31 protein-coding genes are annotated in these 22,270 nt (G+C 61.9%); 28 read left to right on the top strand and 3 right to left on the bottom strand.

Annotated elements, in window-relative coordinates; all coding sequences use genetic code 11:
• Window positions 1–4: 4 nt before the first annotated feature.
• The 3 genes from AB656_RS01140 (at window position 5) to AB656_RS07775 (ending at window position 1,921) form a co-directional block, all read left to right on the top strand.
• Window positions 5–484, top strand: coding sequence for a hypothetical protein (locus AB656_RS01140; protein WP_033504594.1), 480 nt, complete (start codon window positions 5–7; stop codon window positions 482–484).
• The gene (locus AB656_RS01135; RefSeq protein ID WP_033504595.1) at window positions 481–1,212 is read left to right on the top strand and encodes a hypothetical protein; all 732 of its coding nucleotides are present in this window, start codon (window positions 481–483) and stop codon (window positions 1,210–1,212) included. The genes AB656_RS01140 and AB656_RS01135 overlap by 4 nt, the downstream gene beginning before the upstream one ends.
• Window positions 1,213–1,354: 142 nt before the next feature.
• Window positions 1,355–1,921: a hypothetical protein gene (locus AB656_RS07775; RefSeq protein WP_144418895.1), complete on the top strand. Its 567-nt coding sequence runs from the start codon at window positions 1,355–1,357 to the stop codon at window positions 1,919–1,921.
• Between the two features lie 309 nt (window positions 1,922–2,230).
• Here AB656_RS07775 and AB656_RS08055 read toward each other — a convergent pair whose 3' ends face one another.
• Entirely contained in the window at window positions 2,231–2,428 is a 198-nt protein-coding gene (locus tag AB656_RS08055) for a helix-turn-helix transcriptional regulator (RefSeq protein WP_033504596.1), read from the bottom strand.
• Window positions 2,421–2,573, bottom strand: coding sequence for a hypothetical protein (locus AB656_RS07915; protein WP_158336151.1), 153 nt, complete (start codon window positions 2,571–2,573; stop codon window positions 2,421–2,423). The genes AB656_RS08055 and AB656_RS07915 overlap by 8 nt, the downstream gene beginning before the upstream one ends.
• A 267-nt stretch (window positions 2,574–2,840) precedes the next feature.
• Between AB656_RS07915 and AB656_RS01130 the strand changes: the two genes are divergently transcribed.
• The 18 genes from AB656_RS01130 (at window position 2,841) to AB656_RS01045 (ending at window position 16,114) form a co-directional block, all read left to right on the top strand.
• Window positions 2,841–3,026 carry a hypothetical protein gene (locus AB656_RS01130; RefSeq protein ID WP_033504598.1) on the top strand — a complete coding sequence of 62 codons (186 nt, stop codon included), beginning with the start codon at window positions 2,841–2,843 and terminating at the stop codon, window positions 3,024–3,026.
• The gene (locus tag AB656_RS01125) at window positions 3,010–3,357 is read left to right on the top strand and encodes an HNH endonuclease (RefSeq protein WP_051905220.1); all 348 of its coding nucleotides are present in this window, start codon (window positions 3,010–3,012) and stop codon (window positions 3,355–3,357) included. The genes AB656_RS01130 and AB656_RS01125 overlap by 17 nt, the downstream gene beginning before the upstream one ends.
• Before the next feature lie 156 nt (window positions 3,358–3,513).
• Window positions 3,514–3,990, top strand: a complete 477-nt coding sequence (locus AB656_RS07910; protein WP_152593114.1) for a recombination protein NinG — start codon at window positions 3,514–3,516, stop codon at window positions 3,988–3,990.
• Window positions 3,962–5,404 carry a terminase gene (locus AB656_RS01115; protein ID WP_033504600.1) on the top strand — a complete coding sequence of 481 codons (1,443 nt, stop codon included), beginning with the start codon at window positions 3,962–3,964 and terminating at the stop codon, window positions 5,402–5,404. Before AB656_RS07910 ends, AB656_RS01115 begins: the two co-directional genes overlap by 29 nt.
• A 1-nt stretch (window position 5,405) precedes the next feature.
• Entirely contained in the window at window positions 5,406–6,920 is a 1,515-nt protein-coding gene (locus AB656_RS01110; protein WP_051905219.1) for a phage portal protein, read from the top strand.
• Entirely contained in the window at window positions 6,847–8,007 is a 1,161-nt protein-coding gene (locus tag AB656_RS01105; protein WP_033504602.1) for a VG15 protein, read from the top strand. Before AB656_RS01110 ends, AB656_RS01105 begins: the two co-directional genes overlap by 74 nt.
• A complete protein-coding gene (locus AB656_RS01100) occupies window positions 7,989–8,261 on the top strand; it encodes a hypothetical protein (RefSeq protein WP_033504603.1) in 273 nt (90 codons plus the stop codon). The genes AB656_RS01105 and AB656_RS01100 overlap by 19 nt, the downstream gene beginning before the upstream one ends.
• An 87-nt stretch (window positions 8,262–8,348) precedes the next feature.
• Window positions 8,349–8,879 carry a PspA/IM30 family protein gene (locus AB656_RS01095; RefSeq protein ID WP_033504604.1) on the top strand — a complete coding sequence of 177 codons (531 nt, stop codon included), beginning with the start codon at window positions 8,349–8,351 and terminating at the stop codon, window positions 8,877–8,879.
• A gap of 21 nt (window positions 8,880–8,900) precedes the next feature.
• The gene (locus AB656_RS01090; protein ID WP_033504606.1) at window positions 8,901–9,785 is read left to right on the top strand and encodes a phage major capsid protein; all 885 of its coding nucleotides are present in this window, start codon (window positions 8,901–8,903) and stop codon (window positions 9,783–9,785) included.
• 1 nt (window position 9,786) lies between these two features.
• The gene (locus AB656_RS01085) at window positions 9,787–10,110 is read left to right on the top strand and encodes a hypothetical protein (RefSeq protein WP_033504607.1); all 324 of its coding nucleotides are present in this window, start codon (window positions 9,787–9,789) and stop codon (window positions 10,108–10,110) included.
• Window position 10,111: 1 nt separating this feature from the next.
• Window positions 10,112–10,531 (top strand): Gp19/Gp15/Gp42 family protein, encoded by a 420-nt coding sequence (locus AB656_RS01080; RefSeq protein ID WP_033504608.1) that lies wholly within the window; start codon window positions 10,112–10,114, stop codon window positions 10,529–10,531.
• On the top strand, window positions 10,518–10,838 hold the full coding sequence (locus AB656_RS01075) for a hypothetical protein (RefSeq protein WP_033504609.1): 321 nt from the start codon (window positions 10,518–10,520) through the stop codon (window positions 10,836–10,838). Before AB656_RS01080 ends, AB656_RS01075 begins: the two co-directional genes overlap by 14 nt.
• 3 nt (window positions 10,839–10,841) lie before the next feature.
• A complete protein-coding gene (locus AB656_RS01070; RefSeq protein WP_033504610.1) occupies window positions 10,842–11,087 on the top strand; it encodes a hypothetical protein in 246 nt (81 codons plus the stop codon).
• Window positions 11,084–11,485, top strand: coding sequence for a hypothetical protein (locus AB656_RS01065; protein ID WP_033504612.1), 402 nt, complete (start codon window positions 11,084–11,086; stop codon window positions 11,483–11,485). The genes AB656_RS01070 and AB656_RS01065 overlap by 4 nt, the downstream gene beginning before the upstream one ends.
• A gap of 67 nt (window positions 11,486–11,552) precedes the next feature.
• Window positions 11,553–12,254, top strand: coding sequence for a phage tail tube protein (locus AB656_RS01060; protein WP_193786710.1), 702 nt, complete (start codon window positions 11,553–11,555; stop codon window positions 12,252–12,254).
• A 110-nt stretch (window positions 12,255–12,364) separates the two neighbouring features.
• Window positions 12,365–12,751, top strand: a complete 387-nt coding sequence (locus AB656_RS01055; RefSeq protein WP_033504613.1) for a hypothetical protein — start codon at window positions 12,365–12,367, stop codon at window positions 12,749–12,751.
• Between the two features lie 113 nt (window positions 12,752–12,864).
• Complete coding sequence (locus AB656_RS01050) at window positions 12,865–13,128, top strand: hypothetical protein (protein WP_033504614.1); 264 nt, start codon at window positions 12,865–12,867, stop codon at window positions 13,126–13,128.
• 43 nt (window positions 13,129–13,171) lie between these two features.
• A complete protein-coding gene (locus tag AB656_RS01045; RefSeq protein WP_051905218.1) occupies window positions 13,172–16,114 on the top strand; it encodes a tape measure protein in 2,943 nt (980 codons plus the stop codon).
• Window positions 16,115–16,348: 234 nt separating this feature from the next.
• Here the strand turns inward: AB656_RS01045 and AB656_RS07905 are convergent, their stop codons facing one another.
• A complete protein-coding gene (locus AB656_RS07905; protein ID WP_156097181.1) occupies window positions 16,349–16,495 on the bottom strand; it encodes a hypothetical protein in 147 nt (48 codons plus the stop codon).
• A gap of 500 nt (window positions 16,496–16,995) precedes the next feature.
• Here AB656_RS07905 and AB656_RS01035 point away from each other — a divergent pair, with 500 nt between their 5' ends.
• From AB656_RS01035 to AB656_RS01005, 7 genes are all read left to right on the top strand, one after another.
• Window positions 16,996–17,979 (top strand): hypothetical protein, encoded by a 984-nt coding sequence (locus AB656_RS01035; protein ID WP_144418894.1) that lies wholly within the window; start codon window positions 16,996–16,998, stop codon window positions 17,977–17,979.
• A gap of 5 nt (window positions 17,980–17,984) precedes the next feature.
• A complete protein-coding gene (locus AB656_RS01030) occupies window positions 17,985–18,560 on the top strand; it encodes a hypothetical protein (protein WP_033504617.1) in 576 nt (191 codons plus the stop codon).
• 389 nt (window positions 18,561–18,949) lie between these two features.
• The gene (locus AB656_RS01020) at window positions 18,950–20,083 is read left to right on the top strand and encodes an SGNH/GDSL hydrolase family protein (RefSeq protein ID WP_033504619.1); all 1,134 of its coding nucleotides are present in this window, start codon (window positions 18,950–18,952) and stop codon (window positions 20,081–20,083) included.
• Window positions 20,084–20,334: 251 nt separating this feature from the next.
• Window positions 20,335–20,706: a hypothetical protein gene (locus tag AB656_RS01015; RefSeq protein WP_033504620.1), complete on the top strand. Its 372-nt coding sequence runs from the start codon at window positions 20,335–20,337 to the stop codon at window positions 20,704–20,706.
• Window positions 20,703–20,855: a hypothetical protein gene (locus AB656_RS07900; RefSeq protein ID WP_156097180.1), complete on the top strand. Its 153-nt coding sequence runs from the start codon at window positions 20,703–20,705 to the stop codon at window positions 20,853–20,855. The genes AB656_RS01015 and AB656_RS07900 overlap by 4 nt, the downstream gene beginning before the upstream one ends.
• Window positions 20,856–20,922: 67 nt before the next feature.
• Window positions 20,923–21,921 (top strand): peptidoglycan recognition protein family protein, encoded by a 999-nt coding sequence (locus AB656_RS07770; RefSeq protein ID WP_051905216.1) that lies wholly within the window; start codon window positions 20,923–20,925, stop codon window positions 21,919–21,921.
• Between the two features lie 10 nt (window positions 21,922–21,931).
• Window positions 21,932–22,216 carry a holin gene (locus tag AB656_RS01005; protein ID WP_201777332.1) on the top strand — a complete coding sequence of 95 codons (285 nt, stop codon included), beginning with the start codon at window positions 21,932–21,934 and terminating at the stop codon, window positions 22,214–22,216.
• Window positions 22,217–22,270: the final 54 nt, after the last annotated feature.

The following is a 22,270-nucleotide window of genomic DNA, read 5'->3' as shown; positions in this document are numbered from 1 at the left end:
AAGCATGAGCGCGACGTACGGTATCGAGCGCGGGACTGGCGCTATTTGGTCCAGTGGGCGAGATGGCCGGTCCGATTACGCTCGCGTCAGTCATGAGGCCTGGTCCCCACTCGCGAGCCAGCCCGACCTGCTGGCCGCCATTGACGGGGATGAGCTGCGACTGGGCTTTGAGCGCGACTTCGACGGCGACTACACGACCATGCCCATCAGCGTCGCCCGCAGGCTTGGACGGTGGCTCCTGGACCACACGCCCCAGGACGTGGATGCCGCCAGCGCGGGAGGGCGCACGTCCCGCCTGCAAGCCCAAGCATGGCAGCAAGGCTACGACAAGGGACACCTGGACGCGCTGACCGGACGAGACACCAGCAACCCATACGAGAAGGGCCACACGGCCCGGCAGACGGCCAAGCTGATCGGGCATCCGGTGGCTGAAGTGCAGGCCGTCATCGACGAGGTGAAGACGACACAAAAGGAGCATGCATGAGCCAGACCGTCAGCCAGGACCCCGACGGGGAGCGGTTCGGCCGTGACCTGCGCCTGCTACGCGAGCGGTTGCCTGACCTGCGGCAGATCGCCGCGCGCAAGGCGTCCGTGATGGCCAGGCAGTCTCGGGGAGGGCAGCGCACCGTGGCCCCGGTCCCGCTGAACTTGGGCGCGTGGAACCTCATGGAGGACATCGAGCGCTACGCCAGGAGCCTGGGGCGTGCGGTGGGGGTGCGCCAGCGGCATGTGCCGGCGGAGGGGCTACTGGCCGCGGCCATCGAGCGTCAGGACCAACTGCGGGCCCGCCCCGACGCCACCATCATCAAGCGCGTGGCCGCCGTGCTTGTGACACGTATGGACCGCCAGTTCACGCCGCCCGAGGACCGCACGCTGATCGGCTATTGCGACCGGTGCGGGGCCGAGCTGTGGTGCGGCGAAGAGGACATCGCGGGCGGATGGACCGTGTGCCCCTCCTGCGGCAGGACCCTGAAAGTCAAGGAGGTGCAGCAGATCAGGATACTGCGCCTGGCCTCATGTGGGACCCAAGGAACCGCAGCAGGATTGTGCGACCTATTGAAAGGCTGTGGGGTAGACATCAAGAGAAACACGGTCAGCCAGTGGCGCAAGCGGGGTATCATCCGCCAGGTGGGCGTGCAGAATGGCAAGCCCGTGTATCTGCTATGGGACGTATGGCAGGCCTTGACCAGACGGACTGTCACCGAAAATTGACAAGAGTGCTGTCACCGCCAATACTAGTAGTGTTGGTCATTTGTGGCGAAGCCAGGGTGATTTTCACAAAACTGAAGATAATGCTTGACGAAGGCCCATGAAAGAGCACTTTCAGGGGTCTTCGCCATTGTAGAATCAGAATATGACGATTAGCTCGAGCGCTATTACAACTCTTATTGGTGCTTTCTTTGGATTGATATCGGGTATTTTTGCACCGTTTCTGCCAAAATGGTTTGAGATTCATCGCAATAAAAAAGACCAATCAAACGAAAAACTAAACTCTCTTGCCGACAAGTTATTGAGCAACTGTTTAATTCTTGAACGGCTAAGCGAACGACTTGCAGAGCTGTCTTGGAGACTTGATTTAAGTCTATCATCCGATGGTTCCAGTGCGCTGGAATACTTCACACCTGATGACGGTTCCAAAATGGATCGTTATCGTGATTCTCAGCAGAAAGTACTGGACGAAATTAGAGGTATCAAATTCGCACTTATAGCGAATTATCCGCCTCTCGAAAAAGGCGCAAACAGTTTAGTTAAGGCATCCAACTTCATGCTTGATTACACTTTGGATCCCTCTAATACGAAATTGCCTCGCTTGTTCGTAGGAGGTGATGAAGAAGAAATGGACTTGAACCCTCAGATAACCATTAATTTGGAAAAGGCCATTCAAACTTTCACCAAAGACGTGCAAGGCGAACTGCGCTAAAGATGTACAAGATGGCAAAAGATGCTGATACCTTCTTATTGCTGCCTTTCCCTAACCCCAGCACCCGACCTTGAACTGAGATTGAGTTTCTGCCTGAACAGAGACAGTCTCGCGAAACCATATATAGACCTGTCAATCCGAATAATCCTTGCCTGCAGTCTTCGTGATTCTACTGCGGGCATCATGCGGCGTTGCACAACAGGTAGCCCGACGGTCTCCAAACCATGGACGGGAGTTCGAGCCTTCACGCCGTGCCGACCCGGCCACGCCACACGCCACACCGACAACACTGACGCGAGCCGGATGACCTCACTTCTTTCTCGGTCGTCCTCCTCCGACCCCGCGACCGGGACGGTTGCGGTTCCATTCATCGATGGTCTCCGCTTTCCATCCACGTGTGCGTCCCACGATTACGTCGGGTTCGGGGAGCCTGTAATTCGCCAGGGCCCCCGTCGTTATTCCAAGCCGTCCGGCTATTTCCGTCAGGGACAAGAACCGTTCACTCATCGTCACGCCCAGCCATCAGACCCAGGCACCCGCCGACCACGGCCAAGCCGGCCATAAGCCAGACGGGCCACCCGAACCCGGCCGATGCCGCTGCTGCCAGAGAGAACGCCGGGCTTGAGTATCCGTATGTGCTTATCTTCCTCATGATGGTCTCCATGGATTAGACTGGTAGGCCGGGGTTCCGGTTCGTAAGGCTAACCGGAACCCCTTTGCCGTCACTTTCTGCGTCTGCAGCGCTTGCCATCGGATTTGATGGCGGATATCAGCGCCGCAAGCCCGCCGAGGAAGGTCCCCAGCGCGGTGACTGCCTGCCAGATATCATCCATGTCCAACCTCCTTTCCTTGTCGAGAATTACTATAGTAGCACAGTTATTAAAGAATAGCATGGTAAACCACAAGGAAAGGAAACAAAATGTACCGCCTCAGCACCTCACCAGACCAAGAACCCACCCCACTGCCGCAAGCCAAGGGCTACCGGGTCGACAAAAAGACCGGCACCCTGACGGTATGGGGCCGGCACTTCAGAACCATCGCCGCCTACCCACAAGGTGCATGGGTAGCCATCAGCCAGACACCAGACAATGGTCAGGCGCAATAACCGCAGAACCAATGGGTGGCGACGTGACCAGGTTACGGCAAGGGTCAAGGCGGCCTATGACACCTGCCACCTGTGCGGCCGTCCGGTCGACAAAAGTCTGCCGGCGGGATTGCCCGGCAGTCCCGAGGTGGATGAGCTGGTGCCGGTCAGCCGTGGCGGCTCGGCCACCGACTTCTCCAACTGTTGCCTTGCCCACCGTTGGTGCAATCGCATCAGATCCAACCACACCGTCGACTGGGCACGTGAGCGTATCAGACAGCTTCAACGAACAGGCCGTTCCGAGGACATTCGAGCCACCTCCCTGCCTTTGGAGACCAGCGGCGACTGGTGAACCCTGGGGGATGGACCCCCCGGGGGTCGGGTGAGGCCTCCTCGGGTGCAGTGCTGTTCCCTCCCCGGGCAATACCCAAGAAGATAAGAAGCGTCGCAGAATCCAAAACGTCGCAATGAAGGACCACTACTGCCGACTTACGAGGAGGCGAGGACTGTGAGCAGCGGAAAAACGTCGCACGAGTCCCTATCCGCAGAGATCCGCAAATGCCCGCAGTGCTCCAAAGCATTCATCCCCTCCCGGAAGGATCAGAAGTATTGCTCACCAGCCTGCCGCAAGCAAGCCAGTCGAAACCGCACCCGGTCAACACCAGCATCAAGTAGGACGACCAAGCAAGCCAAGGCCACCCCACGCAGACGTAAAAACCCTGAGCACTTGTCTCAGGAAGACTTCGAGGAAATGGTTGACCCGCTGCCCACTTACGAGGACATGCTGCGCCTGACCGTGCGCCGGCTGAAGAAAGCCATCGAATCGGACAAGACCTCCAGCAGGGACCTTCCGGCCCTCTCCAGGCAGCTGCTCTCGGCTTCCAAGGAGCTGGAGGATTACCAGGAGGACGACGGCCCGGCCTTCCCCCTGATCAACGAGGAAAGCGAGGCGCAAGATGTCCCGTTCAGCGCCGAAGCTATCTGAGTCCGCCCGCCACCTGCTCATCCCCTCCGGCATCGTCTCCTCGGAATGGCCCAGGGTCAGGGACCTGGCTCAGGCGCTGCTAAGCATCGAGTTCGACCGTTGGCAGGACGGATTGGGCATGCTCATTCTGGCTAAGCGAGCAGATGGCAAGTACGCGGCCGGCGTCGGCGGCGTGGTCATGAGCCTGTGCCGACAGGTGGGCAAGACTTTCCTAATCGGCTCCATCGTCTTCATGCTGTGCATCCTGCACCCGGGGCTCATGGTCCTATGGACCGCCCATCGCTCACGCACCTCAGACGAGACGTTCGGCGACATGCGCGCCATGGCCCAGCGCAAAGGGGTACGCCGGCACATCTCCCGCATCCGCAGCGCCAACGGCCAGCAGGAGGTCGCCTTCAGCAACGGGTCACGCATACTATTCGGCGCACGCGAACGCGGCTTCGGCCGCGGTTTCAAGGGCGTGGGCGTGGTTATCTTCGACGAGGCGCAGATTCTGACCGAGACCGCCATGAGTGACATGGTGCCCGCCATGAACACCGCCGACAATGGCCTGCTGATCATGATGGGCACCCCGCCCAAGCCCGGCGACCCGTCCGAGGCGTTCACCGCGCGCCGGCAGGAAGCGCTCAACGACGGCGACGACATGCTCTACCTCGAATTCAGCGCCGACCCCGACGCCGACCCCGATGACCGCGACCAATGGTCCAAAGCGAACCCGTCCTACCCCAGGCGCACGCCGGCCAGCTCCATCCTGCGCCTGCAGAAACAGCTCAGCCCCGACAGCTTCCGTCGCGAGGGCCTGGGCATCTGGGACACCGCGACCATCAGCAGCGCCATCGACCCCACGCAATGGCGGCAGGCCGCCACCAGCACACCGGACACCACCGGACTGGTCGGCTACGCCATAGACATGCCACCAGACCGCTCAAGCCTGGCCATCGGCGGCTGCGTCAAACACAGCGACGGCACTGCTCACATCGAATTGAAGGCTTTCGAGTCCACCCAGTCGAAAGGCACCGCCTGGGCTGTGGACTGGATCGCTGACCGCTGGAGTCGCACTGCCGCCCTCGTCATCGATGCCCAATCCCCTGCCATGGCCCTCCTGCCCGACTTGAAAGCCCGCCACGTCAAGGTCATTACCACCACCGCCACCGACATGGGACGCGCCTGCGGACGCATGCTAGACATGCTGCGCGACGGCAAGCTCACTCACCTGGACGACGGTAAACAACCCGCCCTCGACCTCGCTGTCAGTAACGCCACCACCCGCAACATCGGCAGCTCGGGCGCGGTCGGCTGGAACAAGCTCGGCAGCGACATCGACATCAGCCCTTTGGTCGCCTGCACGCTGGCGCTCTACGGCACCTTCATCACCAAACGACGTCCCGGACGAGTGCAGAAAGTGATGGTCTGACATGGATTTCTACCTTGCCAACGGCACCAGGGCCAACATCGCGCCGAAAATCACCGGCAGCCGCTACCTGGCCGTCGAATCCTCCGACATACCCGACATCCTTGGGGTCGACGACGAGGACATGGCCACCGTCCGCGAACTGCTGAGGGTATGGCGCAGCAAGTATCCGCGCAACCTCATCCGCAGCGCCTACTACGACGCCAAGGAACGGTTCAGCGACTTCGGCATCAGCATCCCCGACCAGATCAAGAACAGAGCGCAGGCTATGATCGGTTGGCCCGAACTGGCCGTGCGCTCGCTGTCCGACCTGAGCGACTTCCAAGGTTTCAGCGTCCCGAACGGGCGTGATGATCACGGCATCGAGGACATGCTCGAGGACAACGAGCTCGACGTGACCGCCGGCGAGGCGATCGTCAGCGCCTACAAGCACTCGTGCAGCTTCATCACCATCGCCGTCGACCCCGAGGACACCGATCGCATCCTGTTCACCCCGCGTTCGGCCGATTGGTCGTCGGGCATCTGGGACCGGGCCAACAACCGCCTGTCCGCCGCGCTGACCATCACCAGCGACGACAGGCAGGGACGTATCAACGGTTTCAACGTGTGGCTGCCCGGCAAGGTGTACGAATGCCATGGCGACGTCCTGCCCTGGCGGGCGGAGCGGTACGAGACGCACTTCCAACAGCCGACCGTGGTCGCCCTGGCGTACGACCGGCAGATGGACCGCCCCTTCGGGCGCTCCCGCATCAGCCGAAGCCTCATGGCCCTGACCGACATCGGGTTCCGCACCATCGTGCGCATGGAAGCCAGCGCCGAGTTCTACTCCGTGCCGAAACTCTGGTTCCTGGGCGCGAACAAGGACGCCTTTTCCGAGAACACGTGGAAGAGCCTTATCAGCGCGATCAACGCGATCGGCTACGACGAGGACGGTAACAGGCCTGAGATACAGCAGGTGCAGCAGGCATCGATGCAACCGCATTCCGACATGCTCAAGACCGTGGCCATGCTCGTCGCCGCAGAGACCCGCCTGCCGGTGGACTATCTCGGCATCACGCTCGACAACCCCAGTTCGGCCGAGGCGATGGCCAGCGCCGAACGACGGCTGACACGCGTGGCCGACCGGCAGAACAAGGCGTTCGGCAGGCAGCTGAAAAAAGCGATGTCAATGGCCGTGTGCCTGCGCGAGGGACTGCGCACACCTCCCGACGACCTGCACAAAGTGCACCCGGTGTGGGCACCCACACGCGAGGTGTCCGACGGCGCGCGCGCCGACAGCTTCAGCAAGATCGCACCACTCGTCGATGGGTACGCCGACAGCGACGTGGGACTCGCCCGGCTGGGCCTTTCCCACGATGAGATCCGGCAGCTGCGCGACAGCCAGCAGGACAAGCGGACGAAGGACAACATCGCCCGCATAAGATTCGGCGGCAAGGAGGGCCAGAATGGACCTGAACGATCTGAGCCTGCCTCCGGACCGGAAACAGGAGCTGCAACGCCTGCTGGACAGAGCGCATGAAAACTACATCGACGATATCGAGAACCTGACCGATTCGGCCACGGACAGCATCGAGGAGATGCTTCGCACCGATCCGATGAACGTCAAGGAATTTGTACGGGAATACGCTCGCGACGCCTCACAGCTCGCGAACGACTACTATGATGTGCAACGCCGATTGTGGTCGGAGTACGCCGGCGTCGACTTCCCCGGGTTCGACCATGCGGAACTCATCGACCCCGACCGTGCCCTGTGGCAGGTGCAGGGCGGGTTTTCCGACACCGATTACAATGGCCTGAACTACACCCAGGTCAAGGAGGGCCGTTCGCGGGCCGGCGCGAGCATCGACGACCTGTGGCCCTCGATGTCCACCGTGGACGACGCACAGCAGTTCGTCGCCGACATGATCGCCGCCTCCGCCCGGCTTACCACGCAGCGCAACGTCCGCATCGACCCGACCAAGCCGCGTTGGGCGAGAGTGCCGCGCGGGTCGAAGACCTGCGCGTTCTGCGTGATGCTCGCCTCCCGTGGCTTCGCCTACCTCTCCGAGGATTCGGCCGGCAGGCAGATGCAGTATCACGACAAATGCGACTGCGACATCGTGCCCAGCTGGGGCCGTCAGATCCTTAAAGGATACGACCCCAAACGCTTCGCCGAGATGTACCAGACAGCCAAAAGCGCCGCTTCATCCGCCGACTACCGGCAAGCGCTCCGGCAGATGCGCCGAATGTATCCGGATCAGGTCAAGGATGGCACCTGGCCGCTTTCCGCCCCCTGGCCCATGGAAGTAATCCGCCCACAAGGACATGGTTGGGATCACGTGTTCGACGGACATGGACCTGGCACTAGGGTACCCCACAAAACGCATTTCCCTGACGATTGGAGTGAGAGCCGAGTCAAATGGGCGGTAATGGAATCCATTGCAAACCCAGACTATGTCAGCGCCGCGAAAGACGGCAACCGTGAATATCTCTCCAAACTTATGGACGGCCAGCATATTAGAGTATGGTTGCAGAAGAGGCGAAACACGCACGGACGATTCGCGTTGCACACCGCTTATCCGATGACCGAGCATGAATGGAGGAAGATATGGCGGATGACCAACTAATCGCACAATCGGTTGCCGAAATGAAGCCCTATGTATTCCCCCTGCTCGATCAGCAAGACAGGATATCCTGCGACGGCGCGGTCCTCGCGGGAGAGCCCTACGAGGCCCTTGCCTGGTTCTTTTCCAGCATCACCGCCCAAGACGCGCGGAAGATTCCCGACGATACGCTTTTCTCCGCCTTCAACCTGCTTGATGACGAGGACAAGGAATTGTACCTGCATCTGCTTCCTCAACGACAAACCGCCGCCATCTAGCGCCGACTGATAGATTTTCCCAACCACCCGCACGGGTGGTTTTTTTATGCCCGAAACGGGCCCCAACCAACAACAAAGGAGACAACCATGCATGGCTTCCCGCTCTGCAAGCACATCCGCACCATCGACTCCGGCAGCGCTGGCGGCTCCGCCCCAACCGAATCCGAAAAGGACCCTGTCGAAAGCGGCGAACCGACCGATTGGGAGGCCAAGTACAACGAGGCCATGAAACACTCCCGTGACTGGGAGAAGCGCGCCAAGGACAACAAGGCCGCCGCGGACGAGCTGGAACAGCTCAAGGCCAGCCAGATGACCGACGCGCAGAAAGCCGAAGCCCATATCAAGGAGCTCGAAGGCAAGGTCACCGCCTACGAGGCCGAGAAGCGACAGGCCCAGTGGCGCGCTCAAGTCGCCAAGGAAACCAATGTGCCCGCAGACCTCATCAGGGGCGGAAGCCTTGAAGAGATGCAGGATTTCGCCAAGCGGCTCGACGGTTACCTCCATCCGAAACCAAAAGGCGCAGCCGTACACAACCAAAACGGCACACCAAACCACGGTGCCGACCCGGAACGGGCCGAAAAGCTCAACTACATCAACCAGATGTTCGGCACCAAATAACAACGAACGAAAGGAATACCAATGGCATTGGAAAGCACCAAGGTCACGCTGCCGAGCAACGTAGCCCTCGCAATCACCAAGAAGGCCAAGGACACCAGCACCATCGCCGCCCTCAGCCCCAGCACCCCGCAACTGTTCCTGGACGACAAGTTCATGGTGTTCTCCGGACAGTCCGAAGCCGAGGTCGTGGCCGAAGGCCAGAAGAAAGGCAGCTACGAGCAGACCCTCACCCCGATCGTGGGCAAACGGTTCAAGGTCGTGACCACCACCCGCATCAACGAGGAGCTCAAATGGGCCGACGACGACGCCAAACTCCAGATCATCGACAGCATCCAATCCGACCAGGCCGCAGCGATGGGCCGCGCGCTCGACTACGTGGTCTTCCACGGGCTCGACCCCAAGTCCAAGACCGAACTCGAAGGTTACAGCAAGCTGCGCGACACCGCCATACAGGTCAATGCGAAGGATGACGACGTGTCCAGCCTGGACGCGCTCGCCGAAGCCGTGAGCGATGAGTACGACATCAACGGCATCGCTCTGTCCAAGACGTGGGCCGCAAGCCTGCGCAAGCTGAGGGTGCCCGCCACCGGCATGCGCCTCTACCCCGAAATCCCCATCAACCTGCAGGTCGGCGGCCTTGACGGCATCCCCGCCTCCACAAGCGGCACGGTCAACGGACGGCTCTGCACGACCGACACGAACGTGCTTGCCTTCCTTGGCGATTTCAGCCTGATCAAGTGGGGCATGGTGCGCAACATCACCTCGGAGATCATCGAGTACGGCGACCCCGACGGCGTCGGACAGGACCTCAAGCACTACGGTCAGATCGCCTACCGTACGCAGGCGGTCTACTCCTACACAGTGCTCGACCCGCAGGGCATCGCCGTATTGAAGAAGGCGGCGTGACATGGCCTATCCGGTACAGAACCTCATCGTGCAGGCGGGCGGGAAGAAAAAACACAAGGCCGGCCCGCTCGACGCGCCGGTAGCATTGTGGAACCCTGACGGCACTCCGTTCATCCCCGGCACCGCGCCAGGAACGCAAGGCCTGGAACCGCAGCCCGGCCCCGTAGGACCCCAAGGCGACATGGGGCCGGCTGGCCCTAAGGGCGACGACGGATTATCCCTGACCGCCATCGAGCTCACCGCCGACAAGGACGGAACGATCACCGGAGGCACCGGCACCCTCTCGGACGGCAGCACCATCCCCATCACCGTCAAGCGGGCGTGACATGGACGACGACACCGACGAGCCGAAACCGTTCGCCACGACCGACGACCTGGCCAAGCGATGGCATGAGCTGACGGACGCGGAAACCCGGTCAGCCATGGAACTCCTGGACGACGCAAGCGACAAAATCCGGCAGCGCGTGCCCGAAACCAACGACACCATGTGGATCGAAACCCACATGCGCACGCTCAGACGAATTTGCTGCGCGATGGTCAAACGCGCCATGCAACAGGACTCGGCCGGCGTGCCCGGCGGTGTCTCGCAGACCTCGGAAACGGTTGGACCGTTCGCCAACAGCTACTCATGGAGCAATCCTGATGGCAACCTCTACCTCACCAAAGAGGAACTCAGGGACCTGGGCGTCGCCAAACAGCAGGCGTTTTCGATTGACATGTGCGAGGCTACCGATGGAAACCATTGACATCTGGCGCGGGAAACCCGCCAAAGACGCGGACGGCAACACCATCCAAGAGCCACTGGTCAAAATCGGCAGCCTACAGGCGCTCGTGGCACCCATCACGACACCCGAAACGCCAACCGAAACATCACCGGGCGTCGCCCACGCCTACACGCTGTACGTGCGCTCGCAGCAGCCGACGGGCGTCACCGCCACGGACCTCATCGGGGTGCGCGGCGAACGCCTGCCGGTTGACGGCGACCCGGCCGTATGGGTAGACCGGCAGGGGCGGCATGTCGGCGATGTCATCACCGTCAAACGCAGGGAGTGACCGATGGGGAAAGCGAAATTCGTGTTCAACCGCAAGGCCTTCAGCGACCAAGTATTGAAATCCCGAGGGATACAGCAGGTCACTCATGACGCTTGCGTGAAAGCCGTAGGTTCCAATCCGCGCGGCCGCATCAAGGTGCGCGACCAGACCCAAGGCAGGACGCGAAACGGCGTGACGGTCATCACTGATGCGAAGAACGAGTCCGTCAATGGCGCTCTCACCCAGACATTGGGAAGGATTCGGATATGAGCGTATTCAATCCTCCTGTGCATCCGGTCAGGACTGAAGAGACGCTGCTGCCACTGCTGAGGGGCGAATACCCTGATGTCAGTTTCGGGTCGGTGCGCAACAGTGACGATCCTCCTCGTGAGTGCGTGCTGGTCGGCGACCCCCAAGGCTTGGCTACACCGGTGACGCAATGGGTGAGGGTGAGGCTCACCGTCATCGTCCGCCGCGACGATGGCAGCGGCGATTTCGCCGCCGAGCAGCATCTGGCCGCCGACATCATCCGCACCATCACCATGCAGGGCTGCAGGCCGCCCATCGTCAGCGCGAAACTGGATGCCGGCCCCATGCGTCTTGCGGACGGTGATGCATCCCCAATCTACTGTTATGCGGTCCTGCTCATGCAGGCCGCTGTCAGCTGACCAATCAACGAGCATGCCGCCACATGCCCTTTCAGCCAAAAAAAAATCATAGAAAGGCACATGGCTTATGGCTGTAAAAGACTTCGTATCCAGCGGCAACAACGCCGATCTGGTCAAACTCATCAAGGATTACGCGCTCTACCTGTTCCGTAAAGACGAGAGCTTCACTCCCCCAGCATCGGTCGACTGGACGCCGCCGGCCGGCAAGCGGCCGGTGGGGTACAACGCCGAGGACGGTGCCGTCCTGCATCCCGAACCGGGGGACACGACCGAGATCAAGGCGCATAACGGCGACGTGGTCATCACCGACACCGCGCCGGGCAACTGGACGCTGCAGATCCCCGGCATCGAATCCACGAAGGACATCGTGGAGGCGTATTTCGGCACCAAGGCCGATGAAAACGGCGCGCTGCACGTGAAGGACGCGAGCACCCCGGAGGAGTTCAGCTGGGTGCTGGTCGCGCTCGACCAGCACGAGAACCCGATCGTCGTCTACGGGCAGCGCGCGAAAGTCACCGACCGCGACGACCTGCCGTTCAGCGACACAGACAACGTGGTGTACAACATCACCCTCTCCATGCTCAAAGGCAAGGACGGCTACCAGTTCCACGCCTTCGGCATCCTGCCATCGGCCGCGCGGCCTAAAAACCTCGCCGCGAACCAGGATGGGAACACCAGCGGGCCCGCAGCCGACCCTGGTCCGGACACCGAACGATTTGAAACGGATCAGGACGCCCCGGAGACCGGCGCATCCGAAGGCCTGGCCTGACAGGCCTCATTGAATCTTCCCGCACCGCAGGATGGCGGTCCCACGGTGCGGGACCCCTCTTCCGCCCACCGGCCGCCACATCACATACCAAAAGACACAAGGAGACCGCCATGAGCGATAAACCCGAATACGCGATCGTCGAACCCGACATCGAAGAGGACGATACCGAATACCCCGACGTGCACCTGGAAGCGCTCGGGCTGAAGTTCGACCTGCCCAATCTGAACAGCAAGGCTGAACTGCCGCTGGAAATCATCCAGATGATTTTCATCCTCAAAAGCAAAGTCGTCCTTTCCGATGAGGAGCAATACCAGGCAATGGCGGTCTTCCTCGCCTACTTCGAGCAAATACACCCCACCTTATGGAACCGGCTGCGCAGATCCGACAATGCCATGGGGTGGCTGACCGGCATCGTCAAAGCCTGGGCCGCCGAAAGCGGAATCGACCCAAAAGCGCTTACCTCCTCGTCCTCCACGCGCAGTACCGAGGAGCGTTAGACGCCGATTGGCTGCGCCGCTACCGGCTGATATGGCGACCGGCGACCCTGTCTGACTGGCTTGCGTCACCCGAGCCTAAACCCAGGCCGAACATCGGTTTCGGCCGTGCCTGGATGCTGTCGCGCGAGATCCTTCGCGACCACACCAGCTCCAGTTACGCGGCGCTCTCCGGATGGTCATACATACCCACCGGAGCCGAGATCGCCCTCTGGGACCAGATGGAACTCGAAGGGCGGCTCAAACGCAAAGGCTACCGGCCCTGGACCGACCAGCGCGCTGATCCCTTCCGCCTGGACCATATGGAGGGCACCAGGCAACGCCGGGAACGGCTGGAACGGCGAAAACACCTCCAGGACACCTTCCACATATCCAACTAACCCGACCGCCATCGGGCCCAACAGAATTACGAGGACACTACCGATGGCACAGGATGTGGGAACCGTATACGTCCAGGTCGAACCCTCCGGCAGGGGCTTCGGCCGGCAAATCGAAGGCGACCTGGGCGACAGCATCGACAAGGCGAGCCAGCACGGCTCCACCAGCCTCATCAGCAAGGTGGGCGGGGCTTTCGGCAAGATCGGCAAAACCGGACTCGGCGTCATAGGCACCATCACCGGCGGCATCGCCGGCCTCGCAGCAAAAGGCGGCTTCGAACGCGCCCTCGCCATCGAGAACGCACAGGCCAAACTCAAAGGCCTCGGCCACTCAGCCGGTGATGTGAGCGGCATCATGAACGATGCGCTCACCGCCGTCAAAGGCACAGCATTCGGACTTGGCGACGCCGCCACGGTGGCCGCAAGCCTGAGCGCCTCCGGCATCAAATCCGGCAGCCAGATGACCAATGTGCTTAAAACCGTGGCCGACACCGCTCAGGTCTCTGGACGCAGCCTCACCGACATCGGCACCATCTTCGGATCCGTCGCCGCACGAGGCAAACTCCAAGGCGACGACATGCTGCAGCTGATGAGCAGCGGCATCCCCGTCCTCCAACTCTTGGGCAAGCACCTGGGCAAGACCAGCGCCGAAGTCTCCGACATGGTCTCATCCGGCAAAATCGACTTCCAAACCTTCGCGGACGCCATACAGGAAGGACTTGGAGGCGCGGCGCAGGCCGCAGGCACTACATTCCAGGGCGCGATGGCGAACATGCACGCGGCTATGGGACGCCTTGGGGAAGAGTTCCAAACGCCTGTCCTTAACGCGATGCGAGACGTCCTCAACAAACTCAACCCCGCCATCGACGCAACGGCCAAAGCGCTCAAACCACTGGCCGACAATTTCGGCAGTTTCGTGGCACCAGCCATAGCCACCGCCGGCAAGATCCTTGACGCTTACACCGCAAGCCTGAACAGCGGCAGCACCAGCATCGGCGACATAGCAAGCAAGTTGGCATCGCTCGCCGGCGGGTTCGGCGTGCTCGCAGGGGTGGGCGGCAACGTCAAGACCATCAGCGGAGCGTTCGACAAGCTGGGCCACGCTGGCGACAAAGGCATCAGCGACCTGCTGGGCAAGGTCAAGGGTCTGCCGGAAGGCCTGCAGGGGGCTATGGGTGGACTGCAGCAGTTCAAGGGCTATTTCAACAAGGATCTACGCGAGGCCATGACCATCGATGGCGACCCGTTCGCCAACGCCCTGAACCGCATCGGCAAAGGCGTGGACGGGTTGACCGCCCCCTTCCGCAGTTTGGGCTCCAAGCTGGCTGACACGAGAATCGGCGGTACGATTGCCGGCCTGGGGTCATCCATCGGCACCGGATTCGGCAAACTGACCAGTACAGCCGATCTGCATCTCAAGGTGTTCTCCACACGCTTGGGGCAAGGGTTCTCTTCCGCGTTCGACACGTTGGGCGACAGCAAAATCGGAGCCGCTTTCGGCCGGGTGGGAGAGGGCATCAAGGGGGCCTTCGCCCCGCTGGCGTCAGGCGTGGGCAACCTCTTCGGCGGCCTGGGGGACATCATCGCAGGCCCCTTGCAATCAAGCCTAGGCAAAGTCGGCAGCATGGTCGGCAACTTCTTCGCCCCGGGGAACTTCCTGAAATTCTTCGGCATCGGGGCCATCATCGCCGGCCTGGTCGCCGGCCTGGGCCTGCTTGATCAGGGCATGAACGGAGGCCTGTCCACTGCAATCGACTCCATCGCCAAGCAAGCACCCGCGATGATCGGACACTTCACGGCGACAATCCTAGACGCCCTTCCCGAGATCATGGCATCCGGGTCCGAGGTGGTGGTCAGCTTGCTGAACGGCATAACCACGGCCGCGCCCTCGCTTATCGCCGGGGCTGCGCAGATCATAGCCGCGCTCGTGCGAGGTTTGGCGCAGAACCTGCCGCAGATCATCCCCGCGGCCTTGACCATGATCATGACGCTCATTACATCCTTGGTGCAGCAGCTGCCTCTGATCATGTCGGCGGGCATGCAGCTGCTCAACGGCATCATCCAAGGCCTGGTGGCCGCATTGCCTCAGCTCGCTGAGCAAATACCCACACTTATCAGCACAATCCTGACATCGTTGACGACCTTGCTGCCTCTGCTGCTGACAGGCGGAATGAACATCCTGCTCGGCCTCATCCAAGGCCTGGTGGATGCTCTCCCGCAGCTAGTGGCGCAGGTACCCACGATCATCAACGCGATCATCACGACGCTGACCCAGAACCTGCCGCAGATCATCCAAATAGGGGTCCAAGTGCTCCTGTCCCTGATCAACGGACTGGTTAACGCCCTTCCCCAACTCGTGTCCCAGATACCAGTGATCATAGCCAGCATCGTCAACACGCTGGCGCAGAACCTGCCGCAGATCATCTCGGCCGGCATCCAGATCATCATCACCCTGGCCAGCGGCCTGGTCCAAGCCATACCGAAGCTGCTCGCGGCCCTGCCGCAAATCATCAGCGGCATCAAGAACGGCTTCGCGCAGGTCAACTGGGGCGAAGTAGGAATAAACATCATCAAAGGCATAGTCGACGGACTCTCCGGAGCCGCCAAACAACTGGCCCAGGCCGCGGCCGACGCGGCCGGAAACGCCCTGAACTGGGTCAAGGAGAAGCTGGGCATCCACTCGCCATCACGGGTCTTCCGCGACCAGGTGGGCGTGATGATCGGCCGAGGCATGGCCCTAGGCATCTCCGACAGCCAAGCCACCGTCAACCATAGTTTTGACAAACTAGCCGCTGGTCTCACCCTGAGCAATCAGACTCTCTCAATGGATGCCGCATCCACCAACCTCACGCACCCCAATGGGCCTGACCAAGCATCAAATTCTGGTGCTCAGGTCACCGTGGATATCGACGCCCGAGGCACCGACCCGGACCTGTTGTTCGCCATGTTCGATACCCGAGCTGAGGCAGCTGTAAGCAGATGGGGGTGATATATGAGAATCCAACTCATCACCGGTCAGGACACCCTGACCCTAACCGATAATCGACTCGACCAGCGGGCTGACGCGTGGATTAGACAGGATGGTATAGATGGTCTGACCGGCACTCCGAAACCACGGGAGACCGCCCAGGCCATACCCCAGCAAGATGGCTCCTACTGGCCAGCGCGCCTAACCTCAGAGTCACGCACCCTCACTATCCGCTGTGCAACAGCGCAACGGTCCTCACTCAGCCTCGCCAGACTCGTAGACCGTATCAACGCGCTCGCCTGCCAGCCGCTGACGGTAAGGGTTGAGGATGCTATGGGCTGGCGAGAGCTGACCGGCTGGCTGGCTGATGACCCAGGATCTACGCTGCTGGTCAGCCTGCAATCGATGACATTCAGTCTGGTCGTATACTGTCCTGACCCTCTCAAATACGGGCCACGCGTCCAGGTCGAAGCTTCGCATGGTGTCGCGCAGGTGGAGAACGCGGGGTCTGCTCCTACCTGGCCGACAGTGTCTGCAGAAGGGATTACCGGGTGGACGCTCAGCCTAGCTGGCCGCAAGGTGAGCTGGAGTGGCAGCACGGCTCCTATGGATCTAGCCTTCGCGAGCATGAATCCCTCTCAAGGCCTGGTCACCTATGACGATGCCTTCCCCTTGCCCCCAGGTATCAGCAATATTAGCGTGCAAACTCAAGGTGCTGGTCAGCTCACTGTATCTTTACGACCTGCTTGGAGGTGACAGAAATGAATGCGCCTTTGACGGTGCACGCCTACTCTGCGCAGACTGGCAACCATTTAGGCCGGCTACCGTATGCAGCATGCAGCTGGTCGGACTCGATATCGGAGCCTGGCCAGATGCAAGTGGATGTGACTATGGGCTCTACCATGACAGTGAGCTCACAAGGGGCGTCGCTCTATGAGATGCTGCGGCCGTGGAAGACCCTGCTGGCTGTACAGCGCGCACCATCTGATGTCAAGCATGCTGGGGTCATCACATCAAGGAAGTGGGATCCAGCCAGCCGCAAGCTCTCCCTCAGCGTCGGCGGCGGCTGGACGCTCCTAGGTAAAAGGCTCGTCCTCGACCACGCGCTGGACGATGCCTTCCACGACGGCGACGTGCTCGTGGACGAGGAGCATCCCGCCGGGCATTGGGCGATGACCTTCACCGGCTCCTACCGCGACATCGCCGCCGGCCTAGTGAGCGAGGCGCTGAAATGGGGCAGCCTGCCTATCACCCTGCCCAGCAAGCAGGGCGGCGACCATACCCGCACCTACTACGGGTGGGACCTAGCCACAGTGGCTGACCGTCTATCCGATTTAGCTGACCTGCAGGACGGCGACGAGATCCGCTTCCGCCCGACAGTGGACATGGCCGGGCGCTTAAGCTTCGCTCTCGAGGCCACTCCCGACCTGGCTGACAGGCATTGGCAGTGGACTGCATCCGTTCCCGGTCAGCGGGTGCGCCTGACCGGTTATCAGGAAGACGGGTCAGGCATGTGCTCCGACGTGTGGGCTATGGGCGGTAAAAGCTCCGACAAAACCGTCATGGCTCGCGCTACCCGTAATGACCTACCCAGTCACGGCTGGCCCGTCCTGCAGACAAAGAACAGCGAGCACACCACTGTCTCCGAGCTAGCGACCCTGAAGCACTACGCCACAGCGCAAGCCTGGTACGGGACCGGCATGAACGAGACCATAGGCCTGTCCGTGGGCGAGGAATACCCCGTGCACGTCGGCGACTGGGCCGACGTACGAGTTGAGGACGACTTCCTAGGAGACAGGGTCTTGCACCTAAAGATCACCGATGTGAAAGGATCATCCGACAGCGACTGGCTCGACCTGCAGGCACGCACCAGAACGGAAGGATAAACATCATGGGCAAATACCAGCCAGGCAACCTTGACGGCTTCCTCGCCCGCGACCGCCGCCAGCGCCGCCAAGAGCGCGAAAAAGATGAAGCGAACAGGCCCACAGGCACCGAGCTCGGTCAGGTCACGAAGCGACTGGATGAGCAGCAGAAACAGATCAAGAAACTACTTGAATCGCAGCCAGTGATTGACATCCAGGAAAAGAACACGTCAAACTTCGGCTTAAACACTACCTGGTCCACCGTAGTAATCCTGGAAATACCAGTACCACAAGGCACAAGCAGGTGCGTGCTACAAGTCTCAGTAAACGCAAACGTATCAGGCGAAAACCCACAAGGCGCGCCAATAGGCTTGGCAAGACTACTCGTAAACACCGATGTCATGCTCTCAGAACGCGTACCAACCACAGTCGCAGACAAACTCATCATGATTACCTGCAGCCTGACAGCCAACAAGGAATATACTGCCCTACCCAGCAGCATCTCCGTAGTACTGCAGATGCAAGGCCTCAACGGCAGCTACCCAGCTTTCGCCACCAACACCGCCCGACTCAACACCTACACGCAATTCATGCGAACCTGAGAGGAGCATTATGGGTAACGGAGTACTAGCTGAAAACATAGGCAGACAAGACATCCTACTCCTACGCGGCGCAACAAACCGTATCGGCGCTCGCTGGCAGCGACAGTCCAAGCTTAATGGGCCCTTCGAATCGGTAGACCTCTCAGATTGGCAATGCTCCTATCAGATGCTCTCCCTAGACGGGCAGTTCTGGTATGAGCGAGGATGTGACGCGCACGGGGTAGATGGATTGGCGGCCGTGTATGTGCCGCCTGACGCTTTTACTGGCGCGGCATGGCAGGCCCGACGGATGGGAGCGTGGAAGATTATCGCCAGTCGAGCTGGGGTCACGGAAATTCTGGGCTGGGGCTACTGGACTTTAGAAGATTGACATATAGAAGGAGCTGTTTGTGGTTGATCAGATTACAGATAAGAAGACGGTAGGGATTCCAGGGCCTGTGGGGGATATCACCCCACAGGCCCGGCAGGCGAGGGATGAGGCGGTCAAGGCGCGTGACGAGGCGGAGGCGTTCGCCGACCAGGCGGGCTTGCAGGCGGATGCGGCCTTGGCGGGCCTGATCGGGCGGAAGGGGTCGAGGACGCAGGACGCACTCCTGGCCTGGCATGGTGGGCTGGTGACGCCCCGCACGATCCTGGTGGGCGTCGGGGACTCGTACATGGCGGGCTTCCGTACCTCCAACCAGGCGACCATGAGCATGACGCGCCGTTGCGCGGACATGCTCGGCCTGGAGTGCCGTAACTACGCGGTGAGCGGGTCGGGCATGCTGGGCGGTTCCGGCGACCGGTTCACGGCGCAGCTGGACACGGCCGCGGCGGACCTGCAGGACAGCCTGGACCGGGTGGCGGTGGTGCTGATCGGCGGCGGGCGCAACGACGGCAGCGTGTCGGGCCAGGATTCCTACCAGGAGGCGATCCGGGCGACCCTGCAGCATGCAGTGGACCTGTTCCCCGGCGCGCAGGTCGTGTTCGTGCCGGCGATGTGGGACTCGTCCTGGCCGACCAACGAGCTGAGGCGCGTGTACGACCGGTCGATGCGGGCCGCGGTGCAGGTGCCGCAGGTGCAGACGGTGCGTGGGGCCTGGTCGTGGGGGATCGCGGACCCGGGCTATGTGGACATCCACCCGGGCGACGCCCTGGCGGACACGTTCGGCAGGCTGATCGCGTCGGCGGTCCTGCATGGCGGCGACACCATGTGGCGGGATCGGGAGCTGCGCCTGGTGGCGGGCACGGACAACATCACCGGAGCTGGGGGTTCGGCGGTCCTCACCAGTGGAGTGCTGCACGCGCGCATACGCGCGGGGCGGCCCCAGCATAATTCCGGTGCCCGGCTGCTGTTCTGGATCGACAACGCCTCCCGTCTGGGCGTGTGGACGACCTTCACGGGCCTGACCGACGACAACCTGGTGTGGCAGGGCAAGTGGGATGGCAGGGACTTCACCTGGGTTGGCGACATTTTCGGCGCGAGTAACGACAACAAATTCTACAACGCCCAGTTCTCGTATAACCCGCTGACCGCCGTGTAAGGGGGATCCGCATCACTCATGTCCGAGCTTATGCAGACGCTGCTGGAGGCCGTGATCCCGGTGCCCCTGACCGGCATTTGGGGGGCGTTGTAATCCCATCACAAGCCAACAAACAGGCCGCGGCGAAAGGGCAGGATATGCCGGCGCAGGCCGCTCTCGTAACCCACACAACAACATCAGAAACCCACACGGCCCAGGCTCATTACGGAGGCTGGGCCGTGTGGGTTTCCACCCAGCGAAAGGTACCCCTAATGCCCATCGACCTGTCCGACGCAATCATCGTGGCCCTCATCAACAGCGCAGCCCTCATCTGGGTGGGCTGGTTGCAATACCGGCAGAACAAGGAGCTCAAAGCCCAACGCCAGACCCAGGCCCAGGACGACCGACAGAAAGCGATGGAGCAAGGGATGCGCGCCCTCATGAAAGGCGAGCTGGTCGCCATCCACGAACGCTTCGTCCAGGCAGGCCGGCCCATGCCCGTCGAAATCAAGGACGAGGCCGACCAGGTCTACGACGCCTACCACGCTCTGGGAGGCAACGGCACCGGCACCGAACTGCACCGACAGATCATGGTGGCCAACGTGTCCGACGACCACCCCTACCACCAGGAAGGGCCCGCATGAGACGCCGCACCATCACCGCCATCGCCCTGACCCTCCTGGCCGGCATGGCCCTGGCGGGCGTCGCTCTCACCGATTTGGTCTGGCTGGCTGGCATGGCCCTGGACCGCCTCCTGCGCCTCCTGCTCGCCATCCTCGTGCTGGCCGCGTGATCGGCCCCGCAACACCTTTGCCGCCCCTAATCCCAGGGACGGCCTCACCTATCGGAAGGGAGCCATCATGGCTTACCAGGACATCACCCAATACGACGCGGCGTGCTACACGCCGGGCCGGCCCTACGGAATCGACTCCATCACCATCCACTGGTGGGGCGACCCCGCCTCCAACCCCACCTTCGAGGGCGTCATCCAAACCTTCACGTCCGGCGCTCGCGGCACGTCGGCGCATTACGTCGCCGAGGCCGGCCGCGTGGCCTGCCTGGTCGCCCCCGGGGACCGGGCCTGGGCGTGCGGCGATGGGGTGGGCGTCGGCTCCGGTGGCAACGACAAGTCCATCAGCATCGAGTGCAACCCGCGCCAGTCGGACGGCGACTACCAAACCATCGCGGAGCTGGTGCGCGACCTGCGCGCCGCCTACGGTGACCTGCCCCTGCATCCGCACAATCATTGGTTCAACACCGCCTGCCCGGGCACGTATGACCTTGGACGCATCGACCGGATAGCCCGTGGCCTGCCCGACACTGGGTCCACGCCCCCACGGCCCGACCGTCGCCCCGAGCCGACGGCTCCCGCCTCCAGCGGTGACACCAACCCCACCAGGCCGCTCACGGTCCCCATCCACTATCGACTGCGTGTGGCCGGCGGCGGCTGGCTGCCCGAGGTCACCGATTTCGGCCTGGGGGCTGACGGCTATGCGGGTCTGCCCTGCACGAGCCACGACCTGCTCGCCATCCGCGTGGACCGAGGCCAGTTGCGCTACCGCGTCCACGCCGGGCGCGACTGGCTGGACTGGATCGACCACGGCGACATCAACGACACCGTGAACGGATGCGCGGGCGTGCCCGGCCAGGCCATCGACGGGGTGCAGTGTTACTACACCAGCCCCGACGGCCTAGTCAGCCAGGTCTACTACCGCGCGCAGACCGCCGCGAGGGCCGGCTGGCTGGACGTGTGCTGCGACGATGGCAGCACCTACGACGCGTACGACGGCTGGGCCGGCATGCTCGGCGAACCCCTCGACCGCCTCCAACTCGCCATATCCGACGCCAACCCCTTCTAAGGAGACCATCATGACCAACACCATGCCCCAACACGCGACAGCCAACCAGCCTGACCCGCCGGCAGCATCCTCGCTGGCCGACTGGGCGCGGGCCGCGTGCGTACGCGCCGTCAAGACCGCCGCCCAGGCCGCCGTGGCCGCGATCCCAGCCAGCGCAGCCACCATCGGCGGCGTGGACTGGAGCCTGATCGCCGGCACCGCGGCCCTGGCCGCCGTGCTGAGCGTGCTGACCAGCATCGCCGGCCTGCCCGAGGTTGACTCCGGTGCTAGCGTCCGGAAAATCGCCAGCAAGTAGACAACCACCATAACCAAGCGCCCCCGTTCTCCGGGTTTGCCGGAGGCGGGGGCG

It is taken from the genome of Bifidobacterium actinocoloniiforme DSM 22766 (genome assembly GCF_001263395.1).
GTDB classification, from domain to species: Bacteria; Actinomycetota; Actinomycetes; order Actinomycetales; family Bifidobacteriaceae; genus Bombiscardovia; species Bombiscardovia actinocoloniiformis.
This window is presented reverse-complemented; position numbering and strand designations above follow the sequence as displayed.

Excerpts from the sequence above, each read along its gene's own strand:
- AB656_RS01140 (WP_033504594.1), top strand. The coding sequence starts at position 5 with ATGAGCGCGACGTACGGTATCGAGCGCGGGACTGGCGCTATTTGGTCC.
- AB656_RS01135 (WP_033504595.1), top strand. The coding sequence starts at position 481 with ATGAGCCAGACCGTCAGCCAGGACCCCGACGGGGAGCGGTTCGGCCGT.
- AB656_RS07775 (WP_144418895.1), top strand. The coding sequence starts at position 1,355 with ATGACGATTAGCTCGAGCGCTATTACAACTCTTATTGGTGCTTTCTTT.
- AB656_RS08055 (WP_033504596.1), bottom strand. The coding sequence starts at position 2,428 with ATGAGTGAACGGTTCTTGTCCCTGACGGAAATAGCCGGACGGCTTGGA.
- AB656_RS07915 (WP_158336151.1), bottom strand. The coding sequence starts at position 2,573 with ATGAGGAAGATAAGCACATACGGATACTCAAGCCCGGCGTTCTCTCTG.
- AB656_RS01130 (WP_033504598.1), top strand. The coding sequence starts at position 2,841 with ATGTACCGCCTCAGCACCTCACCAGACCAAGAACCCACCCCACTGCCG.
- AB656_RS01125 (WP_051905220.1), top strand. The coding sequence starts at position 3,010 with ATGGTCAGGCGCAATAACCGCAGAACCAATGGGTGGCGACGTGACCAG.
- AB656_RS01115 (WP_033504600.1), top strand. The coding sequence starts at position 3,962 with ATGTCCCGTTCAGCGCCGAAGCTATCTGAGTCCGCCCGCCACCTGCTC.
- AB656_RS01110 (WP_051905219.1), top strand. The coding sequence starts at position 5,406 with ATGGATTTCTACCTTGCCAACGGCACCAGGGCCAACATCGCGCCGAAA.
- AB656_RS01105 (WP_033504602.1), top strand. The coding sequence starts at position 6,847 with ATGGACCTGAACGATCTGAGCCTGCCTCCGGACCGGAAACAGGAGCTG.
- AB656_RS01100 (WP_033504603.1), top strand. The coding sequence starts at position 7,989 with ATGGCGGATGACCAACTAATCGCACAATCGGTTGCCGAAATGAAGCCC.
- AB656_RS01095 (WP_033504604.1), top strand. The coding sequence starts at position 8,349 with ATGCATGGCTTCCCGCTCTGCAAGCACATCCGCACCATCGACTCCGGC.
- AB656_RS01090 (WP_033504606.1), top strand. The coding sequence starts at position 8,901 with ATGGCATTGGAAAGCACCAAGGTCACGCTGCCGAGCAACGTAGCCCTC.
- AB656_RS01085 (WP_033504607.1), top strand. The coding sequence starts at position 9,787 with ATGGCCTATCCGGTACAGAACCTCATCGTGCAGGCGGGCGGGAAGAAA.
- AB656_RS01080 (WP_033504608.1), top strand. The coding sequence starts at position 10,112 with ATGGACGACGACACCGACGAGCCGAAACCGTTCGCCACGACCGACGAC.
- AB656_RS01075 (WP_033504609.1), top strand. The coding sequence starts at position 10,518 with ATGGAAACCATTGACATCTGGCGCGGGAAACCCGCCAAAGACGCGGAC.
- AB656_RS01070 (WP_033504610.1), top strand. The coding sequence starts at position 10,842 with ATGGGGAAAGCGAAATTCGTGTTCAACCGCAAGGCCTTCAGCGACCAA.
- AB656_RS01065 (WP_033504612.1), top strand. The coding sequence starts at position 11,084 with ATGAGCGTATTCAATCCTCCTGTGCATCCGGTCAGGACTGAAGAGACG.
- AB656_RS01060 (WP_193786710.1), top strand. The coding sequence starts at position 11,553 with ATGGCTGTAAAAGACTTCGTATCCAGCGGCAACAACGCCGATCTGGTC.
- AB656_RS01055 (WP_033504613.1), top strand. The coding sequence starts at position 12,365 with ATGAGCGATAAACCCGAATACGCGATCGTCGAACCCGACATCGAAGAG.
- AB656_RS01050 (WP_033504614.1), top strand. The coding sequence starts at position 12,865 with ATGCTGTCGCGCGAGATCCTTCGCGACCACACCAGCTCCAGTTACGCG.
- AB656_RS01045 (WP_051905218.1), top strand. The coding sequence starts at position 13,172 with ATGGCACAGGATGTGGGAACCGTATACGTCCAGGTCGAACCCTCCGGC.
- AB656_RS01035 (WP_144418894.1), top strand. The coding sequence starts at position 16,996 with ATGACAGTGAGCTCACAAGGGGCGTCGCTCTATGAGATGCTGCGGCCG.
- AB656_RS01030 (WP_033504617.1), top strand. The coding sequence starts at position 17,985 with ATGGGCAAATACCAGCCAGGCAACCTTGACGGCTTCCTCGCCCGCGAC.
- AB656_RS01015 (WP_033504620.1), top strand. The coding sequence starts at position 20,335 with ATGCCCATCGACCTGTCCGACGCAATCATCGTGGCCCTCATCAACAGC.
- AB656_RS07900 (WP_156097180.1), top strand. The coding sequence starts at position 20,703 with ATGAGACGCCGCACCATCACCGCCATCGCCCTGACCCTCCTGGCCGGC.
- AB656_RS07770 (WP_051905216.1), top strand. The coding sequence starts at position 20,923 with ATGGCTTACCAGGACATCACCCAATACGACGCGGCGTGCTACACGCCG.
- AB656_RS01005 (WP_201777332.1), top strand. The coding sequence starts at position 21,932 with ATGACCAACACCATGCCCCAACACGCGACAGCCAACCAGCCTGACCCG.